We start from the raw sequence: 19,877 nt of genomic DNA, 5'->3' as shown, positions 1-19,877 counted from the left end.
TGCAAACTAATGCTAAAAATCAGATTAATGGGAACAAAGAGTGATATTGCATGGTTTCAAAAAATATTAAGCAGTAATAATAAAATAGAAGTTCTGGAGATATCAGAGCTTTATAGCAATAAGGGAACAAGGAAATATTACAGGGCTTATGCACAAGTGCAGAAAGTAAATTTGAAAAAAGACAACTAAAATAGTAGAACAATAGGAGAATTATATCATGTGTAGAGTTATAGCTATTGCAAATCAAAAAGGTGGAGTTGGAAAAACCACAACAACAAGTAACTTGGGAATTGGACTGGCAAGGCAAGGAAAGAAGGTTCTGTTGATAGATGCAGATGCACAAGGAAGCCTTACGGCAAGTCTTGGGATTAGGGAGCCGGATAGATTGGAAATTACACTTGCAACTATAATGGGAAACATTATTAATGATGAGGAAATAAGATCAGATTATGGAATTTTAAGCCATGATGAAGGAGTTGATTTTATACCCGGAAATATAGAACTTTCAGGTTTGGAAACTTCACTTATTAATGTGATGAGCAGAGAAACCGTACTGAGAACCTATATAGACTTGCAGAGAGAAAATTATGATTATATTTTGATTGACTGTATGCCATCCCTTGGAATGATTACAATAAATGTTTTTACTTGTGCAGATAGTATTTTAATTCCTGTACAGGCGGCATATTTACCTATAAAAGGCTTGGAACAACTTATTAAAACCATAGGGAAAGTAAAGCGTCAGATTAATCAGAAACTTGAGATTGAGGGGATTTTGCTAACAATGGTTGACAACCGTACCAATTATGCAAAAGATATCAGTAATCTGCTTATTGAAAATTATGGGAGCAAAGTTCATATATTTGAAAACAGTATCCCAATGTCGGTAAGGGCAGCGGAAATTTCTGCGGAAGGTGTGAGCATCTACAAGCACGATCCGAATGGGAAAGTGGCAAGTGCATATAAGTCATTGACAAAGGAGGTGCTTTGCAATGAATAAGACAGGAAGTGCTACAAAGGTAAAGCTTAACAGCTTTGATGATTTATTCGGGATTGAGCAGCCACAGTCAGGAATAGAGCAAGTACAGGAAATTGCATTAACAGAACTTCATGAGTTCAAAGAACATCCGTTTAAGGTATTGGATGATGAAAAGATGCAAGAAATGATTGAAAGTATCAGAGAGTATGGGGTATTGATGCCGGGTATTGCAAGACCGATGAAAGGCGGCGGTTACGAAATTATCGCCGGACATCGTAGAAAATATGCATGTGAAATGGTTGGACTCTCTACAATGCCGATGTTTATTCGTGATTATACAGATGATGAAGCTACAATTATCATGGTAGATTCTAATATTCAAAGAGAAGATATTCTGCCAAGCGAGAAATCAAAAGCGTACAGAATGAAATACGATGCAATGAAACATCAGGGAAGTAAAGCAGGTGGACTTACACTTGGGGAACTTGGAGAAGCGGCAGGAGAGAGCGCAAAGACTGTTCAGAGATATATATGGATTTCACGCTTGGCGGATGAGTTGCTTGATATGGTGGATACAAAGAAAATAGGTATAATGCAGGCAGTTGATTTATCATTTTTATCAGAGGATGTACAGCAATGGGTTTTGGCTGTAATACAGGAGACAAATATTATTATTACAACTTTGCAAAGTTCCATGCTCAAGGAAAGTTATAAAAAGGGTGAGCTTACATTTCCAATGGTTCGTATGGTGCTTGAAAAAGTGAAAACTGTGGAACGAAAGGTTGTTATAAAAGCAGAGCGTATCAACAGTTATTTCCCTGTAACATATAGCAGGAAAGAAATAGAGAACATTATTTATCAGTTATTGGATAACTGGAAGAACAATCAGTAGAAAGGAGGAGCCGGGAATGAGTGAAATATTACAACTGGATTATTATTATGGGATTGAAGCGGAGCAGTTCTCATTCTATAGAGTTCCTCGCTTGCTTATCAAGGATGAACGATTTAAGAAATTATCAAGTGATGCAAAACTTTTATATGGTCTGATGCTTGATCGTATGTCCTTATCTATAAAAAATAAATGGTTTGATGATAATAACAGAGCATATATAATATATACCATAAATAGTATTATGAAAGATTTGGGATGTGGAAAGGAAAAGGCGGTTAAGGTTCTTGCAGAGCTGGACAATATTAAGGGAATTGGTTTGGTGGAAAAAGTTCGTAGAGGATTGGGCAAACCGGATATTATATATGTCAAGAATTTTGCTTCGCCGGAAGGAAATGTAGATAAAAAAGAGGCAGTAAATACTGATAAAATCACTGAAGTCGGAAAATCGGACTTTAGGAAGTCGGAAAATCAAACTTCTAGAAGTCAGAAAACAGGACTTCAAGAAGTCGGAAAAACAAACCTTTAGAAGTTCGGAAAACGAAACTCAAGAAGTTGGAGAATCGAACCCTAATTATACTAAATATAATAAAACTGATTTAAACTATATTGAGGAGAGTTATATCAATCCTATCACTCAATCCGATTTAGAGAAGAATGATGTGATAGATGATGTACAGAAATGCATAGAACTGATCAAAGAAAATATCAGTTATAATCATCATATGAAATATGATAGTTATGGAGAAAAAGAACTCTATGATGAACTGTTTCAAGTAATATGTGAGGTAGTATGTGTGAGGCGTCCAACAATCAGGGTAGCAGGAGAAGAATATCCGTATGAGCTTGTGAAATCAAGATTTTTGAAACTGGAAAGCAGCCATTTGGAATATGTGATTGAATGTATGAAGAATACAGCCACTAAAATCACAAATATCAAGGCATATATGATTACGGCACTTTATAATGCAACCACTACAATAAATCATTTTTATCAGCAGGAAGTAAATCACGATATGTATGGAGGAGGCTGGTGTAAAAAGGATATTATTTAAGGTAATGCTGTTATTGCTTTTGATTGTAGTGTAGAATAAAATACAAGGTATATAAAGAAACTGTGTATCTGCTTTTTTATAACTTCTGGTCATAATGTCCAGAAGAGGGAAGGAATAAAAAAATGATGCAGATAAGTGAAAATTATAAAGCATGGCGACATAATGGTTGCAGTGGGAAAAAGGTATAATAGTTATAATTTATTTAAGAATTGAGAGGTGATTTTGTGTCTAAAATAAATGTTGAAGGATCTGAAATCAGCATTATAGCCATAGATGATAAAGATTATATTTCTTTAACTGATATGGTAAGAAACATTGAAAACGGTTTAGCGTTAATCGAGAAGTGGCTAAGAAATAAAAATACCATAGAGTTTTTAGGTATTTGGGAGGAAATGTATAATCCTGATTTTAATTCCCTCGAATTCGAGGGAATTAAAAATGAAGCCGGACTGAATCGCTTTGTTTTATCGGTAAAACAGTGGGTAGAAAAAACCAATTCTATCGGTATTGTTGCAAAAGCAGGAAGATACGGAGGAACTTACGCACATAAAGATATTGCTTTTGAGTTTGCTTCTTGGGTATCCCCATACTTTAAGTTGTATTTAATAAAAGAATTTGAACGCTTAAAAGAAGAAGAACAAAAGAAACTCGGTTGGGATATAAAAAGAAATTTGGCAAAAATCAATTATAGGATTCATACTGATGCTATAAAGAATAATCTTATACCTGAAAAACTGCAAAAGGAAAAAATCAACTTTATTTATGCAAATGAGGCTGATATTTTGAATATGGCTTTGTTTGGAATGACTGCAAAGGAATGGAGAGATGAAAATCCAAATTTAAAGGGAAATATCAGAGATTATGCGGATATATCTCAACTTGTTTGCCTTTCTAATCTCGAAAACCTAAATGCAGTATTTATAAATGAAGGGATGAAACAGTCGGACAGATTGGAAAAATTGAATTCTATTGCAATTGAGCAGATGAAAATATTATCTGAAGCTGAAAGTGTAAAAAAGCTGAAGTAAAATGAATCTTAAAAGAATCCTGTAAAGAGGTAATTAGAGTAAAATCTAACTACCTTTTTTCTTGTAATAGATGAAGGGAGGTAAACTATTGATCAATGAAGAAGTAAACAGACAAGTTATTGCTATAGTAAAAAGTGGAAATATAAAATCTGCCAAAATGATAATAGACCTTATGAAAAAAATGTTAAATATGGCAGCCAAAAAAGGGAAAAGTTTAAAGGAGTTTATAGAAGAAAAGAAACCTACAACCGTAAAAGAGTTGGTGAAGAAAGGGAAGGTTGAAACCTTAGAACTAAATGACCTTGATTTTGAGAGCTTAAAAAGAGAGCTAAATAAAAACGGAGTAAAATTCAGTATAAAAAAAGATCTTACTACAGTAAATAATATCATCTTCTTTCATGCAAAGGATGAAAAGGTTATGGAGCAGGCGTTTAAGGAAGCAGTAGAAAAATTTGCCGGAAAGAATAAGAAAAGAGAATCGGTAATGGTCAAACTAAATCAATTCAAAGAAAAGGTAAAAAACGCACCTAAGAAAGATAAAATCAAAGAAAAGCTTAAAGAACAGAGTTTGTAGAAGGAGGGGTAAATACGAAGATATTAGAAGCAATACTGAAAGATATAAAAAATATATTTCATATAAGAGATAAGAAAAAGTTTGTAATTCAAAACTTACCTTATCTCTTTTTATTTTATCCGGGAAACATCCTATCAGCACATGTTAGAAGTTATATAGGTGGAGATATTTTGGATAAGATTTTTAAGGCGATTTTAGAAATTAGCAAAATAAGTTTTATTCCAAGTATTCATTTAATAGATATAATGGTGGGAATAATAGTAGCAGCCCTAATCAAAGTAATTGTCTATACCAAAGGAAAAAATGCCAAGAAGTTTAGGCAAGGTAAAGAGTATGGATCAGCAAGATGGGGGAACTCAAAAGATATAGAGCCGTATGTAGATGAAAAGTTTGAAAATAACATTCTTTTAACTGATACGGAAAGACTTACCATGAATGGTAGACCTAAAAACCCTAAATATGCAAGGAATAAAAATATACTTGTGGTGGGAGGCTCAGGAAGCGGAAAGACCAGATTTTTTCTAAAACCCAATCTTATGCAAATGCACTCATCCTATGTTGTAACAGATCCTAAGGGTACCGTTCTCATAGAGTGTGGAAATATGCTTGAGAAAAACGGCTATGATATTAAAGTGCTAAATACAATAAATTTCAAAAAATCCATGCACTACAATCCATTTGCCTATCTGAGAAGTGAAAAAGATATTCTAAAGCTTGTACAAACCATTATAGCTAATACGAAAGGCGAAGGAGAAAAATCCAGTGAGGATTTTTGGGTGAAAGCAGAACGCCTTTATTACACCGCACTGATTGGATATCTTTATTATGAAGCACCGGAGGAAGAGCAAAACTTTGAAACACTGCTTGCTTTTATTGATGCCAGTGAGGTAAGAGAAGAAGATGAAAACTTTAAAAATGCAGTTGACTATATCTTTGATGCACTGGAAAAAGAAAAGCCGAATCACTTTGCGGTAAAGCAATACCGTAAATACAAGCTTGCAGCCGGAAAAACTGCCAAATCGATTCTTATAAGCTGTGGTGCAAGGCTTGCTCCATTTGATATTGAGGAGCTTAAAAACCTTATGGAGTATGATGAGATGGGCTTAGATACTATAGGAGATAAGAAAACAGCCCTATTTATTATTATTTCAGACACAGATGATACATTTAACTTTGTAGTGGCAATGATGTATACTCAGCTATTTAATCTACTTTGTGATAAGGCGGATGATGTCTATGGCGGCAGACTTCCCGTTCATGTAAGGTGTTTATTGGATGAGTTCAGTAACATCGGTCAGATTCCAAAGTTTGAAAAGTTAATTGCAACCATTCGTTCAAGAGAAATATCCGCAAGTATTATACTCCAGGCAAAATCACAACTTAAAGCTATATATAAAGACAATGCCGATACGATTTCAGGTAATTGTGATAGTGAATTATTTTTGGGTGGAAAGGAAGGAACAACCATAAAGGAGTTGTCAGAGAACTTAGGAAAAGAAACCATAGACCTGTATAACACATCGGAAACAAGGTCAAATCAAAAATCTTTCGGACTGAACTATCAAAAACTTGGAAAAGAACTTATGAGCAGGGATGAACTTAAAGTGATGGATGGTGGGAAGTGCATACTGGAGATAAGAGGAGCAAGACCTTTTTATTCAGATAAGTTCGATATTACAAAGCATAAAAATTATAAGCTGCTTTCAGACTACAACAAGAAAAATGCCTTTGATATAGAAAAATATTTAAAAAGAAGAGATAAGGTCAACTTAAAAGAAGAAATGAGGGTAAAGGTGGTGGAGGTTGATAGGTAAACTCGGGATAACTTTAGTTCAAAATGAGCAGAAGTTAATATCAAACCGAATTTTTGAAAGGATTAGTAAATGGATGAATGGGAAAAGATAGAAATGAGAATTAAAAAAGCAGGGAAGAGGTTGGGCAAAGTAAAGGATTAAGATAAATCAAATCTTAGTCTTTTTTTGTTGAAGAAAAGGAGAAATGGTTAAGTGAAAGCAAAGGTAAGAAGCCCTCCGACTTTAGTTCAAAATGAGCAGAAGTCAGCATAAAAAATATAAATAAGTCTATGGTAACTTGAAAAGACTATGGTCTTTTTTATTAAATCAAATAGGAAACGGAGAAATTATATGCAAAAAGAAATGCTTAACATCAATGGAAATCTGATTAATGAAGTGGAGATAAAAGTTATTAAGGGTAAGGACGGCGAAGTTAAAGCTGCTAATTTTACTCTCTTTAGAAAGATGGGAAAGGTAGGGGAGAAAAAGAAGGAATATATAAATTGTAATGTTTACGGTGAAAAAGCCGAGTTTACGAAGGAATTTGAAAAAGGGGATTTTATTCATGTTTTCGGCTATTTTAAAGAGGTTAAAAAGGAAGATAAAAGTTATAGAAACTTTATTGTAAAACATCTTAACAAGGCAGATAAGACAGTAAATGAGGAGGAAGAATAATGGCATTTTTTACACAGGCGGTAGATGTATTAAAGATTTTGGTAACAGCAATAGGGGCAGGACTTGGAGCATGGGGAGTCATAAACCTGCTTGAAGGTTATGGAAATGACAACCCCGGAGCGAAATCACAGGGAATAAAGCAGCTTATGGCAGGGGGAGGAATAGTTTTAATAGGGCTAAAACTAATTCCGCTACTTGCCACTGTACTTAATTAATATGTTGGATTTATTTGGAAAAATAGATGAGTTTTTCAAGAATATCATGATTGATGTAATTAAGGATAATCTCTCGGCAATGCTTTTAGATATTAATGAGAAAGTGGGAACAGTTGCCGGAGAGGTTGGTAAAACTCCGAGTTCATGGAACTCGGAGGTATTTGCCTTCATAAAATCAATCAATGAAAATGTTGTTTTACCCATAGCAGTAATAATCCTTACAGCAATCTGTTGTATTGAATTAATTCAAGTGGTAATGCAAAAAAACTCCATGCATGATACGGATACCTTTGAGTTTTTCAAATACATCATAAAGATGTGGATAGCTGTATGGCTTGTATCCCACGCTTTTGAGTTTTCTATGGCGGTCTTTGATGTTGCACAGGAAATGGTAGGAAAGGCAGCCGGGGTTGTGGGAAGCAGTGCGAATATTTCACCGGGAGATTTTGATGCTATGGTTGATGCCCTAAAAGAGAAAAGTGTTGGAACACTCATCGGAATTTCACTTGAGACAGGACTTGTTAAACTCTCTTTAACAATACTTTCTGTTTTAATTACAGTAATCTTATACGGAAGAATGATTGAAATTTATATTTACTGTTCCGTAGCCGCTATTCCTTTTGCCACAATGGGAAATAAGGAATGGAGCAGTATAGGAACAAATTATATAAAAAGTTTGTTTGCACTTGGACTTCAAGGACTGTTTATTTTAATCTTTTTTGGGATCTATGCGGTACTTGTAAAAACCGTAAACTTTACGGATATTCATGTAAGTATTTTCAAGGTGCTGGCATATGGATTGATACTTGGAGTAATGATGATGAAGTCGGGAAGTATCGCAAAGGCTATTCTTAATAGCCATTAGATGACTTTTGTTCAAAATGAGCAAAAGTAAAAGATTGAAATGATGAAATTAAAACAGTAGGTTTAAGTAAAAATATAAGTACTGGGAGGTAGCAATGAAAATATTAAATAAAAAAATGAGAATAATATCAGGAGCAGGAGTAATGTTTTTTATAGGGGTGTTGCTTGGTAAGATCATAAGCAGAAAAAAGCAGGATATATCAGTACCCTTAGATAAAGACTTTGACTTTGTAATAATAAAAGATGATGAAAATATCTTATGTAAAGCTGATTTTGAACTTGCAGAAGAATTAGAGAAGGTAAAAGAGGAAATCATCTCACTTTGGGAACATATAGAAGCACTTTCAAATAGCGAAGAATCAAGGGAGAAAAGTTTATGGCATATGTAAAAGTACCGAAGGATCTTAGCAAAGTAAAAACAAAGGTAGCCCTTAACCTTACTAAAAGACAGTTGATCGGCTTTAGTATAGTAGGACTATTAGGTTTTCCTGTTTATCTGTTATGTAAAAACTTTTTAAGTACGGATATTTCAATGATACTGATGAGTATAGTAGTACTTCCGATTTTGTTTGCAACGCTTTATGAAAAAGATAATCTGCCATTTGAAAAGCATTTGGCATATATAGTAAGGTTTCATAAGGCTGAAAAGATAAGGGTATATAAGATGAAAAGCATTTATAACACTGATAAGAAAGACAAAATAAAAGAGAAAATAATTATAAATAAGTCCGGCTTAAAGGGTAATAGGAGGAGAAGAATTGAATAATGAGAAGAAGAAAAAACAAGAGCAAAGAATACAAAGGGATGAAATGGAGCTTAGGAAAAACAGTAAGGAATTATCCGAGTTTAAAAAGTTAAGCAGAAAGAATACAGGCAATAAAAAAGACGGGAAATCATTCATAAAAAAGGGGTGGTTTCCCTTTCTGATAAAGTCTAAGAAAAAGGAAACGGTACAGGATACAATTCCCTATAAAAGAATGTTAAAGGACGGGATCTGTCAGGTTGAAAAGGATAAATACAATAAAACCATTCGCTTTTTTGATATTAATTATAGGCTTATGGAAGAAGAGGATCAGGAGGGGATATTTGCCGACTTTTCTTCTTTTCTTAATTTCTTTGATTCAAGTGTGGAAGTGGAGTTTAACTATATTAACAGTATAGGTGAGAATGAAGAAAGGAAAGAGCTTATTAATATCAAAGAAACCGAGGATGATTTTAATGAGATAAGAAATGAATACAGACAAATGCTCCTAAATCAAAGTAGCAAGGGAAACAATGGACTGTCAAAAAATATGTATTTAACCTTTACCATAAAAGCTGAGGATTTAAAACAGGCAAAAAGCAGACTGGAGAGAATAGAATCGGATATATTAAATAACTTTAGGCAGATGGGTGTAAAGGGCTATGTACTTGACGGAGAAGAACGCTTAAAAGTCATTCACGATATATTAAATCCTGATGACAGGTTTATTTTTAACTTTGAAGATTTGAAATATAGCGGGCTTACAACAAAGGAATATATTGTACCGACTTCCTTTAATTTTTCAAAGCCTACATATTTTAAGATGGGAGAAGTATTTGCAGATGTAAACTTTCTACAGATTTTAGCATCGGATATAAAGGATGAAATGCTTTCAGAATTTTTAGAGGTGGAAGAAAATATTATCGTTACCTTTCATATCAAAGCTGTTGACAGGATGGAAGCGATTAAAAATATAAAAAGAAAAATAACCGACCTTGATAAGATGAAACTTGAGGAAAATAAAAAAGCAATCAGAGCAGGATATGATATAGATATCCTGCCAAGTGATCTTGTAACTTATGGTGCGGAGGCAAAAAGCTTACTTTCTGAACTTCAAAATCATGATGAAAAGATGTTTTTAGTAACGATCCTTAGTATGAGTACAGGTAAAAGTAGGACTAAGCTTGAAAATACCGTATTTACATTAAAATCCATTGCAAACAGGCACAACTGTAACCTTAAAAACTTAAACTACAGGCAGGAACAGGGGCTTGTTGCAAGCCTTCCGCTTGGAATAAATGAGGTGGAAATAGAAAGAGGACTTACCACAAGTTCGGTGGCTATATTTATTCCCTTTACAACGGAGGAACTCTTTATTAAGGGTGAAAGTCTGTATTACGGTTTAAATGCTTTAAGTAGAAATATTATCATGGCTGACAGAAAGAAACTTAAAAATCCGAACGGGCTGATACTTGGAACACCGGGTAGCGGAAAATCTTTTGCGGCAAAGAGAGAGATTACCAATGCTTTCCTAATTACGGATGATGATATCATTATTGCAGATCCTGAGGCTGAATATTCTCCTCTTGTTAATGCTCTAAAAGGTCAGGTTATTAAAATATCACCGATTTCAAAAGACTATATAAATCCCCTTGATATAAACACTGACTATGCAGATGAAGATAATCCGTTGTCATTAAAATCTGATTTTATACTGTCCCTTTTTGAGCTTGTAGTTGGAGAGAAAAAACTTAGTGCTGAAGAAATCTCAGTTATTGACAGGTGCTTGCCAATTCTTTATAAAGCCTATTTTGAAAACCCTATACCTGAAAATATGCCTATACTGGAAGATTTATATAATCTTCTTAGAAAACAGGAGGAGAAAATAGGAAAGAAACTTGCGGTAGAGATGGAGATCTATGTAAAGGGAAGCCTTAATGTATTTAATCACAGAACGAATGTAGATACAAACAACAGGGTGGTTTGCTATGACATTAAAGAACTTGGAAAACAGCTTAAAAAAATAGGAATGTTAATAATACAAGATCAGGTTTGGAACAGAGTAACAATAAATAGGGCAAGTAAAAAAGCAACAAGATATTTCGTTGATGAATTTCACCTTCTTTTAAAAGAGCCGCAAACAGCCAACTATTCTATAGAGATTTGGAAAAGATTCAGAAAATGGGGTGGTATGCCGACAGGCTTAACACAAAATATCAAGGATCTTCTTGCAAGTCCGGAGATTGAAAATATCTTTGATAATACCGACTTTATTCTGATGCTTAATCAGGCGGGAACGGATAGAGATACATTGGCTAAGAAGCTTAATATTTCAAAGCACCAGCTTTCCTATGTAACTAACAGTAATGAGGGAGAAGGTTTAATATTCTATGGAAATACCATTGTCCCCTTTATAGATAAGTTTCCTAAAAATACAAAACTGTACTCATTGATAACAACAAAACTAAGTGAGACAGGAAAAGATAAAAAGTGAGAAGCAGTATGCAGAATCCAAGATAAATACATAATATATGGGGTTTGTAAGAAAGACAGAAAGTGAGGTAAAAAAACTTGAGAAAGAAAAAGAATATAAGGTGTAAAAACAGTAGAGAAAAGCCGTTAAATCAAGAGATACAGCCTTTTCCATCTAAAAATCAAACAAGTTATAAAAAAGAAGATGTTCAAAATCAGGATGTTCCGATTAAAGATGAGATACCAACTGAAGTAAAGAAATCTTCATCTAAGAAAACATTTATAAATCATACGGATATAGAGGATAAATATAAGGATTTAAATAAAGGCAGTGATTCTTATGGCTTACTTAGAAAGGAAAACATAAATCAGGGCAAATCTTTTTTTGAGCAAAAAAAGAATAGAAAGGTCAGACAAAGGCAGATAGGCAGATTTCATCAGAAAGAAAAAGAAACCTATGAAGATTTATCTAAAGATACGGATAAAAATATAGCTTCTAATCCCTATGATATGGGCTTTAGGGATGATAAAGCTTTACAAAAGGCATTAGACAAGGAACGAAGGCATAAAGAAAATGCCGCCACCATAACAACTGATAAGTCTAAAAATAAAGTAAGAGCAAATAGGAAACGATATAAGAAAATCTTAAAAGAAAACCATGACAAAGAAGATTTAAGCTTAAAAGATCGTCCAAAGAAATATTTTAAAAGTAACTTTGAAGATGAAGAATTTACAAGGACTAAAAACAAGAAAAAAACTCTAGACACAAAGGATGGTGTAAAAGAAAAAAATGATAATAAAGAAGAAATAGCGGATAATTCAAAGCCTAAGCCTAAAGAATATTCAAAAAAAGCCAATGATAAATTTAGAAAACAGGAAAAGAAGATTTTAAAGCTTCAGCATAAAAAGCAAAGTTTTGAAAAGAAACTTAAAAACAAATGTAAGGACAGCATATCTTCTAAGAGTGCAATAGTTGCGGTAGGAGCGGTAAACAGGTATCTTGAAAGTGGACAAGAGGATAATGCCGGTGTCAGTGCCGCTCATAAGACAACAGACGGCATAGAAAGTCTTGAAAGAAAAGCCCACAATCATGGAAAAGGTAGGGCATTAAAAAGACAAAAAAGGGTAGTAAGGCTTAAAAAAGATATTGAAAAACAGGAAAAAAATCTGTTTTTTAAGAAAAATATGGAAGAATTTAAGAAAAATAATGAGTATCAAAACACTTCAAGGTTAAGACAGTTTTTTAAAAGGAGGCAGTATAAAAAGCAACTTCAAAAGAAATACAAAGAAAGGATAAAGAACGGGCTTAAAAAATCCTTAGCAAAGGGAAGTAAAAGGTTTGCAGAATTTATAAAAGAAAGAAGTAAAAAGATAGTGTTCCTAATACTTTTGGTGGCAGGAACATTTTTTATGCTCGTTCAGGCAGGAAGCATGGTAATGAATATAGGAACGGGAACAATAAGTGATACCGTTTCTACAACCTATCTTTCCTCAGAAGATACCTTAAGGAATATCAATCAGGAATTTTCTTCTTTAGAACAGGGACTGCAAGAGGAAATGGAAAGCGTAGAAGAGACACATCCGGGATATGATGAATATATAATAAACGGAAAAGAAAAAATCGGTCATAATGTCCATGAGTTGCTATCTTATATAACATCTCGATATGGTGTGGTAAAAGAAGTATCTGAAATAGCCGAGGAAATACAACAGCTGTTTAATCAAATGTATACATTGACCTATGATGAAGAAATTGAAATCAGATATAAAACCGTTACATCAAGCTATATTGATGAAGCGGGGAATGAGCAGACAGAAAGCCATGAAGAAGCTTATGAATATAAAAAACTCATTGTAAACTTAGAAAAAAGAGAAATGGACGATATCATCAGAGAAGTATTTAATTCTTATCCCAACAATTTAGCTCACTATGAAGCACTGCTTTCAAGTAAAGGCAATATGGAGCTTGTTTTTGGAAGTGATAACGGGGATCTATCGGAGATTATAAACAATCCCAACTTTTCAAATCCGGGAATCGCCTTTGATGATGTAACGGTTAAGGCACTGTTTAACGAGGCGGAGAAACATATAGGTAAAAAATATGTATTTGGAGCAAACGGACCGAATAACTTTGATTGTTCGTCATTTGTATGCTGGAGTTTTACACATTCAGGAGTTAAAAATATGCCAAGAACTACTGCTTGGGGGATTTATAAAACTTATTGTAATCCTATATCTCCAAGTGAAGCAAAGGCGGGAGATATTATATTCTTTAAAAACACTTATAACAGCAAGAGTCCGATATCCCATGTAGGTATCTATGCAGGAGACGGAATGATGATACATGCAGGCAATCCTATTCGCTTTGTAAGTATCAATACACCTTACTGGATAGAACATTTCTATGGTTTCGGTAGAGTTAAATAACAGGAGGAAGAGGTTGAATAAAAAATATCAAAAGAATATCGAAAATCAAAAAGCGATAGAAGAAAAAATAGAAGAACTTAGGCTGAGGCAGGAAATACTTAAAGAAGAGCAGGAGGAAATGGAGCAAGTTGAGGTTCTAAAAGAATACAGAAGCATTGATATTTCACTTGATGAGTTTTTAGAAATGATGAGAAATTACAAAAAGGAAAGGCAAAGTGAAAAGAAAATGAAAGAGCCGGAAAATTCTAAAGAAGTAGAGGAAAACAGAGAAAAAATTATGGAGGATACAAATGAAGGAAATGAAATCTAAAAAGAACAGGGTGAAAAGATTGGTAGGAGTTATTTTCTTACTTTTGATGTTTGTTGTAGGGAATATCTACCCTACATATGTTTTTGCACAGGTTAATGAAAGTGAAATAGAAACTGAGGCAATTAAGGAAACAGCCTTAGAAAAAGATAACGGGGAGAGAGAAGTACGCTTTCCGAATAAACTGGAGGCAAAAGAGCCTCCAAGTGATAATCAGTTAGGTAGACAAGGTGATAGTATAAATAAAGGTATTCCTACAGCAGAAGGAAGTGCAAAGGCGGAACTTATAGAAAATGTAAATAATGCCAATCAGGACTATCCTATTTATCATGGAGAAAGTACGGGGGATGAAAGTGGTAAATATTTTGCCGATGCCAGACAGTTCATTACATTTAAAACAAAGTCAGGAAAGACCTTTCATCTAATTATTAATTATGATGAAGAAGGGCAAAATGTCATGCTGCTTACAGAGGTAAGTGAAGATGATTTACTAAATATGGTCGAAGCAAAAGAAAAACCTAAAGAGGAAGTAAAAAAGATAGAAGAGGTACCGCCACCAACAGAAGCAACAAAAGAAGAAACGGTAAAGGAAGAGCCTAAAAAGAAGGAAGAAAGTAAAGGAGCAGGGCTTTATATATTTTTAGGATTGCTTGTCATGGCAGTTGTCGGGGCAGGATATTATTTTAAGATTTATAAGAAAAAACAGGAAGAAAGTGAGGATGATGAAGACTATAATGAGCTTGAGGATGATTATGAAAGCGAGGATAATGTAGAGGTTCCGGAAGAAGCACCGGAGGAAGAGGAGCAGGAGGAAGTGGATGATATGGCAATAGATGCTTATGAGGATGAAGATGAGGAGTAAAAATGTAAAGAATATATAGTGTATTTTTGGGCTTAATATAGTATGATATATACGGATAAAGAAGTATAAAGTGGTGGGGTTAATAGGTGGCTTGTATTTGATACATGTATTTAACAAATTAGAATTTACGAGATGATTAGTATAATGGAAAATTAGAAGTAGCAGAAACAATTCAAAAAGTATGGAGGTATAGTATGTGTGGAATTTATACCGATTTATAAAATAATAAATTTACAGAACATAGATTGGAGGCAATAATGGATTATGTAATTAGAGAATTAAAGCAGAATGAAATTAATTTATTGGATACTTTTCTATATGAAGCTATTTTTATTCCTGAAGGAGTACAAGCTCCATCCAAAGATATTATAGAACATCCCGATTTACAAATATATGTTGCTGATTTTGGCAAGAAAGATGATTTATGTTATGTGGCGGATTTTGATGGAAAGGTAGTAGGAGCTGTATGGACTCGTATCATCAATGATTATTGATGACACAACACCCTCTCTTTCCATTTCTCTCCTCAAGGAATATAGGAATTTGGGAATTGGAACTGAACTTATGAAACAAATTCTTTTGACATTGAAAGAGAGAGAATATAAGCAAGTTTCATTATCGGTTCAAAAGATAAACTATGCAGTGAGTATGTATAAAAAAGTAGGTTTTGAAGTTGTTCGTGAAAATGAAGAGGACTATGTTATGTTTTGTAAACTTTAGTTTATGGTAACTCCGGGTTTGTAGATTTAAAAAATAAATTTGCCGGTTTGATAAATTTTATTTCCCACTCGTTTGGACTAATAAATAATGAATAGATGAATAGTTAATATTTAGAGGAGAATGCTGAAGATGATAATAAAAAATGAAATTCCTATACTTGAATATGACAATTTTTCTATAGAGGTAATTAAACCAAATCATGGTTGCGAGGAGTTGAAACTTCCGGAAAAGTGTGTGTTTGCTTTCTTAGGAGACTGCGTAGATGAATTCGCAATGAATAGTAATGCAATAATTGCCGAAGAATTTGAAAATTGCTGTAGAACTACAAATATATATGTGATTGAGTATAAAGGGCAAAGAATATGTCTTGTCCGTCCTAATATTGGTGCACCTGCGTCCGTACAGCTTTTGGACAGGCTGATTGCTTGTGGTTGTAAGAAAATAATTGCAACAGGTTCTTGTGGGGTTCTGAGGGATATAAAAGAAAATGCATTCCTTATTCCTACAAAAGCATTGAGAGATGAGGGAACATCATTCCATTATTTACCACCATCACGATATATTGAAATCGACCGGAAAATGATTGGTGAAATTAAGGATGTTTTTGAAAAATTAGACATACCATTTGAAGAGTGCATAACTTGGACAACAGATGGTTTTTTTAGGGAAACACGGGAAATGGTTCAGTATAGATTAAGTGAAGGCTGCTCTGCTGTCGAAATGGAATGTGCTGCACTTGCTGCGTGTTCACAAAAAAGAGGAGCATCATTTGGTCAATTCTTTTTTACTGCGGATTCGCTTGCAAGTGTTACTGAACATGATGAAAGGAATTGGGGAATTTCGTCACACTCTAGAGCATTACACCTTGCTTTGAATTTAATATGCAATATATAAAAAAGATACTCCATTTTATTGAGATAATAATTGAAGGAAAAATTGTAATTTTATCTATGTAAAAACTATGACAAATTTGAATTTACCGAGGTAACATAGAATGAAAAAGATGAGAGCAATAGTAGAAAAAGGGCGCTCAGGTGTTCCAAGACCGTTGTTTTTGATTTTGATGACCATTTTTCTTCTGACTGGTTGTTTGGTAAATACTGCCGGTTCAGTGCAAGAGGTCGAGAGCTATCATCAGATCGATCAAGATATGGCAAAGCAGATGATGACCCGGGATGACGGGCATGTGATTGTAGATGCCCGCAGGCAAGATGAATACGATGCAGGCCATATTCCTGGCGCAATTCTAATTCCAAATGAGAGCATTGAAGCGGAGCGGCCGGAAGAACTCCCGGATCTGGATCAGATCATCCTGATTTACTGCCGAAGCGGGAACAGATCCAAGCAAGCAGCGCAAAAGCTTGCGGACATGGGATATACCAACATCTACGAATTCGGCGGGATCAACACCTGGTCCGGAGAGATCGTGACAGGAGAAACTACTATGGAGATACCGGAGAATATAAAAACAATCTATCTTGCAGGCGGCTGCTTCTGGGGAACGCAGAAGTTCTTTGATCAGTTTGTCGGCGTAATCCGAACAGAAGCAGGTTATGCAAACGGACCTGACGAAGCTCCGACCTATCAGGACGTCTGTAACAGCAGCGGGCATGCCGAGACAGTGCGGGTCGACTATGACCCTGCTGTAATTTCTCTGACTGATTTGCTGAATTACTATTTCATGGTGATCGATCCGCTCTCTGTAAACAAACAGGGCAATGATCGAGGCATCCAGTACCGGACGGGGATCTATTATACGGAAGAAGACCAGCTTCCGGAAATCGAAGCGGTTTATCGGGCGGAGGAAGAGAAAGCCGGAGCCAGGCTTGCTGTTGAACTGCTTCCGTTGGAAAACTTCTTCCCCGCAGAAGAGTATCACCAGAAGTATCTGGACAAGAATCCCGGCGGCTACTGCCATATCCCGCGCAGTTACTTTGATCTTCAGCAAAACAGCGCAGAAGAATCTGCAGATGAACTTCGGGTGCGGATCGGCGATTTGGCCTTTGAGGTCACACAGCACGCCGCCACGGAGTACGCCTTCACCGGCGAGTATGACGACTTCTTTGAAAAGGGCCTTTATGTCGACATTGTCAGCGGCGAACCGCTCTTTACATCCATGGACAAGTATAGTATAATTCAGGGTGTGGCTGGCCGGCGTTCACCAGGCCGATCGCGGAAGATGCTGTCACTGAGGCCGTGGACACTTCACATGGTATGGTCCAGACGGAAGTGCGCAGCAGCGGCGCGGATTCCCATCTGGGTCACGTGTTCAACGATGGTCCCCGCGAGTCCGGCGGGCTGCGTTATTGCATCAACTCGGCAGCTCTTAGATTCATTCCCTACGATGAACTGGAAGAACAAGGGTATGGGGAGTATCGGAAGCTCTTTGAGTAAGAATAATCAAAAATCAATACAAGGCGGCATATAGCAATGGAAGAAAAAAGAATCTATGAAATGGACATGGTAAAACAAGAAGACAAAAAAGCTGCAAAGAAAACACCTTTTTACCAAACAGAATCTACAGGAGGGTCGGTGTGGGTGATTAAACCGGGACAAACCTTGCAGAAGCACCGTCACCACAATTCTGATGATATCTGGATCATTTTACAGGGAGAAGGAATATTCTATCCCGAACCGGATAAAGAGATTCCCTTAAAAAAAGGACAGGTTATCGTTTCTCCTAAAGGTGCATGTCACGGCGCAATGAACACAGGAACAGAGGATATAGTTTTTGTGAGTATCGTTGCACCGGTTCCGGCAGATTATGATCCTATAGGCGAATGAAATACATTTTTTTGAATGTGTTTTGATAAATTCAAGTTTCTGAAGCTTATATGAAGTAACCCCAAAAACTTTGCAAGAAAAATATGAAGATAGAAATTCAATCAAAAGCCGTAAATAGGCAATAATATAAAAAATTAAATACAAAAAACTAAAAGGCAATCAGATAACTTTCGGTTGCCTTTTTTCATACAAAAAAGGAGGATTTATAAATGAATTTAGTGATATGTGAAAAGCCGAGTGTTGCAATGAGTATTGCAAAGGTAATCGGTGCAACCGGTAGACAGAACGGATACTATGAAGGAGGTGGATATATTGTAAGCTGGTGTGTGGGGCATTTGATACAGATGGCAAGCCCTTTGGCTTATGATGAAAAGTATGCCAAGTGGAGATTGGAGGATTTACCGATTATTCCTGGCAAGTATAAGTATGAGGTTGTAAAGGCAACTAGGGGTCAGTTTAACACTCTTAAAAAGCTGATGAACTCTAAAGAGATTGAAACGGTTATTAACGCCTGTGATGCGGGGCGTGAGGGAGAGTTAATCTTTAGGCTTGTGTATGAGCAGTCAGGTTGTAAAAAGAATATCAAAAGACTTTGGATCTCATCAATGGAGGATGTGGCAATTAAAGAAGGCTTTAGGCAGCTAAAAGAGGGAAAAGAGTATGAAAATCTATACCAATCAGCTCTTGCCAGAAGTAAGGCGGATTGGCTTGTCGGTATGAACATGAGCAGGTTGTATTCACTTATTTATAATCAAAATTATTCTGTTGGAAGAGTACAAACACCCACGCTTGCCATGATTGTAAAAAGAGATGATGAAATAACGGCTTTTAAGAAAGAAAAATATTATATAGGCGAGCTTTATTTTACCGGTTTTACTCTTTCAACAGACAGAATAGACAGTCTTGAAATTGTAGAAGATTTAGTAAATGTGGTAGGAAATACAATCGTAGTAAAAAATGTGGAGAAAAAGGAGAAGCTTACAAAGCCTGACTTGCCTTTTGATCTAACAACACTTCAAAGAGAATGTAACAAGTATTTCGGATACAGTGCAAAACAGACACTTGACTATGCTCAAAGCCTTTATGAAAAGAAAATGATTACATATCCTAGAACGGACAGCCGACATCTTTCGGAAGATATGATTATAAATACGATAAACAACATACTTGGCAAAAATGACTTTGATACGGAGAGAATTAAAGTTATTTTTAACTCAGCTAAGGTAACGGATCACCATGCAATCATACCTACAGTAAGTTCTTTAGAGGAAGATATGTCCACAATTCCTGAAAGTGAACGAAAAATATATAACCTTATCTTAAATAAACTCCATGCAAGTGCATGCTATCCCTTAATTGAAAATATAACAAAGATTGTTGCGGTATATGAAAGTCAGGGTGATGTATTTGAATTTAAGGCAAGCGGTAAGGTCATTATAGATGAAGGCTTTACAAAATATCTTAAACAGTACGGTTCAAAGAAAAATGAAG

The 19,877-nt window shown here is 35.3% G+C and carries 18 protein-coding genes and 3 pseudogenes; all 21 read left to right on the top strand.

Annotated features, from left to right (window positions below):
- Positions 1-9 precede the first annotated feature (9 nt).
- Positions 10-189: a hypothetical protein gene (locus J4O15_RS14800; RefSeq protein WP_208101328.1), complete on the top strand. Its 180-nt coding sequence runs from the start codon at positions 10-12 to the stop codon at positions 187-189.
- A gap of 28 nt (positions 190-217) precedes the next feature.
- Positions 218-1,000, top strand: coding sequence for a ParA family protein (locus tag J4O15_RS14795; protein WP_009221111.1), 783 nt, complete (start codon positions 218-220; stop codon positions 998-1,000).
- Positions 993-1,871, top strand: a complete 879-nt coding sequence (locus J4O15_RS14790; protein WP_009221110.1) for a ParB/RepB/Spo0J family partition protein — start codon at positions 993-995, stop codon at positions 1,869-1,871. The genes J4O15_RS14795 and J4O15_RS14790 overlap by 8 nt, the downstream gene beginning before the upstream one ends.
- A gap of 16 nt (positions 1,872-1,887) precedes the next feature.
- Positions 1,888-2,923: pseudogene (locus J4O15_RS16495) on the top strand (DUF6017 domain-containing protein).
- A gap of 224 nt (positions 2,924-3,147) precedes the next feature.
- Positions 3,148-3,951 (top strand): KilA-N domain-containing protein, encoded by an 804-nt coding sequence (locus tag J4O15_RS14780; protein WP_208101327.1) that lies wholly within the window; start codon positions 3,148-3,150, stop codon positions 3,949-3,951.
- Between the two features lie 88 nt (positions 3,952-4,039).
- On the top strand, positions 4,040-4,525 hold the full coding sequence (locus J4O15_RS14775; protein WP_208101326.1) for a PcfB family protein: 486 nt from the start codon (positions 4,040-4,042) through the stop codon (positions 4,523-4,525).
- 284 nt (positions 4,526-4,809) lie between these two features.
- Positions 4,810-6,339, top strand: a pseudogene (locus J4O15_RS14770) (VirD4-like conjugal transfer protein, CD1115 family); the annotation flags it as partial.
- Between the two features lie 330 nt (positions 6,340-6,669).
- Positions 6,670-6,993: a single-stranded DNA-binding protein gene (locus J4O15_RS14765; protein ID WP_009221105.1), complete on the top strand. Its 324-nt coding sequence runs from the start codon at positions 6,670-6,672 to the stop codon at positions 6,991-6,993.
- Entirely contained in the window at positions 6,993-7,208 is a 216-nt protein-coding gene (locus J4O15_RS14760) for a Maff2 family mobile element protein (RefSeq protein WP_005541812.1), read from the top strand. The genes J4O15_RS14765 and J4O15_RS14760 overlap by 1 nt, the downstream gene beginning before the upstream one ends.
- 1 nt (position 7,209) lies before the next feature.
- A complete protein-coding gene (locus J4O15_RS14755) occupies positions 7,210-8,073 on the top strand; it encodes a VirB6/TrbL-like conjugal transfer protein, CD1112 family (protein ID WP_009221102.1) in 864 nt (287 codons plus the stop codon).
- Between the two features lie 94 nt (positions 8,074-8,167).
- The gene (locus tag J4O15_RS14750) at positions 8,168-8,461 is read left to right on the top strand and encodes a hypothetical protein (protein ID WP_009221101.1); all 294 of its coding nucleotides are present in this window, start codon (positions 8,168-8,170) and stop codon (positions 8,459-8,461) included.
- Positions 8,449-8,838 carry a PrgI family protein gene (locus tag J4O15_RS14745; protein WP_208101325.1) on the top strand — a complete coding sequence of 130 codons (390 nt, stop codon included), beginning with the start codon at positions 8,449-8,451 and terminating at the stop codon, positions 8,836-8,838. The genes J4O15_RS14750 and J4O15_RS14745 overlap by 13 nt, the downstream gene beginning before the upstream one ends.
- Positions 8,839-8,881: 43 nt before the next feature.
- The gene (locus J4O15_RS14740; protein WP_208101422.1) at positions 8,882-11,308 is read left to right on the top strand and encodes a VirB4-like conjugal transfer ATPase, CD1110 family; all 2,427 of its coding nucleotides are present in this window, start codon (positions 8,882-8,884) and stop codon (positions 11,306-11,308) included.
- Positions 11,309-11,385: 77 nt separating this feature from the next.
- Entirely contained in the window at positions 11,386-13,713 is a 2,328-nt protein-coding gene (locus tag J4O15_RS14735) for a C40 family peptidase (RefSeq protein WP_208101324.1), read from the top strand.
- Positions 13,714-13,726: 13 nt separating this feature from the next.
- Positions 13,727-14,023, top strand: a complete 297-nt coding sequence (locus tag J4O15_RS14730; protein ID WP_208101323.1) for a conjugal transfer protein — start codon at positions 13,727-13,729, stop codon at positions 14,021-14,023.
- On the top strand, positions 14,004-14,882 hold the full coding sequence (locus J4O15_RS14725) for a CD1107 family mobile element protein (RefSeq protein ID WP_009221191.1): 879 nt from the start codon (positions 14,004-14,006) through the stop codon (positions 14,880-14,882). The genes J4O15_RS14730 and J4O15_RS14725 overlap by 20 nt, the downstream gene beginning before the upstream one ends.
- A gap of 257 nt (positions 14,883-15,139) precedes the next feature.
- A pseudogene (locus tag J4O15_RS16490) lies at positions 15,140-15,602 on the top strand (GNAT family N-acetyltransferase).
- A 129-nt stretch (positions 15,603-15,731) separates the two neighbouring features.
- Positions 15,732-16,496 carry a nucleoside phosphorylase gene (locus J4O15_RS14715; RefSeq protein WP_009221188.1) on the top strand — a complete coding sequence of 255 codons (765 nt, stop codon included), beginning with the start codon at positions 15,732-15,734 and terminating at the stop codon, positions 16,494-16,496.
- Positions 16,497-16,596: 100 nt separating this feature from the next.
- Entirely contained in the window at positions 16,597-18,030 is a 1,434-nt protein-coding gene (gene msrA / locus J4O15_RS14710; protein WP_442911603.1) for a peptide-methionine (S)-S-oxide reductase MsrA, read from the top strand.
- Between the two features lie 2 nt (positions 18,031-18,032).
- Entirely contained in the window at positions 18,033-18,386 is a 354-nt protein-coding gene (locus tag J4O15_RS14705) for a cupin domain-containing protein (protein ID WP_007593636.1), read from the top strand.
- Between the two features lie 209 nt (positions 18,387-18,595).
- Positions 18,596-19,877: DNA topoisomerase (locus J4O15_RS14700; protein WP_208101322.1), on the top strand; the 1,282-nt coding region annotated here is incomplete at its 3' end.

Source organism: Lachnoanaerobaculum sp. Marseille-Q4761, assembly GCF_017565785.1.
Lineage (GTDB): Bacteria > Bacillota > Clostridia > Lachnospirales > Lachnospiraceae > Lachnoanaerobaculum.
This window is presented reverse-complemented; position numbering and strand designations above follow the sequence as displayed.

Bases quoted from the DNA above. Each gene is read 5' to 3' on its own strand.
- J4O15_RS14800 (WP_208101328.1), top strand. From the start codon at position 10: ATGCTAAAAATCAGATTAATGGGAACAAAGAGTGATATTGCATGGTTT.
- J4O15_RS14795 (WP_009221111.1), top strand. From the start codon at position 218: ATGTGTAGAGTTATAGCTATTGCAAATCAAAAAGGTGGAGTTGGAAAA.
- J4O15_RS14790 (WP_009221110.1), top strand. From the start codon at position 993: ATGAATAAGACAGGAAGTGCTACAAAGGTAAAGCTTAACAGCTTTGAT.
- J4O15_RS14765 (WP_009221105.1), top strand. From the start codon at position 6,670: ATGCAAAAAGAAATGCTTAACATCAATGGAAATCTGATTAATGAAGTG.
- J4O15_RS14760 (WP_005541812.1), top strand. From the start codon at position 6,993: ATGGCATTTTTTACACAGGCGGTAGATGTATTAAAGATTTTGGTAACA.
- J4O15_RS14755 (WP_009221102.1), top strand. From the start codon at position 7,210: ATGTTGGATTTATTTGGAAAAATAGATGAGTTTTTCAAGAATATCATG.
- J4O15_RS14750 (WP_009221101.1), top strand. From the start codon at position 8,168: ATGAAAATATTAAATAAAAAAATGAGAATAATATCAGGAGCAGGAGTA.
- J4O15_RS14745 (WP_208101325.1), top strand. From the start codon at position 8,449: ATGGCATATGTAAAAGTACCGAAGGATCTTAGCAAAGTAAAAACAAAG.
- J4O15_RS14740 (WP_208101422.1), top strand. From the start codon at position 8,882: ATGGAGCTTAGGAAAAACAGTAAGGAATTATCCGAGTTTAAAAAGTTA.
- J4O15_RS14725 (WP_009221191.1), top strand. From the start codon at position 14,004: ATGAAGGAAATGAAATCTAAAAAGAACAGGGTGAAAAGATTGGTAGGA.
- J4O15_RS14715 (WP_009221188.1), top strand. From the start codon at position 15,732: ATGATAATAAAAAATGAAATTCCTATACTTGAATATGACAATTTTTCT.
- msrA (WP_442911603.1), top strand. From the start codon at position 16,597: ATGAAAAAGATGAGAGCAATAGTAGAAAAAGGGCGCTCAGGTGTTCCA.
- J4O15_RS14705 (WP_007593636.1), top strand. From the start codon at position 18,033: ATGGAAGAAAAAAGAATCTATGAAATGGACATGGTAAAACAAGAAGAC.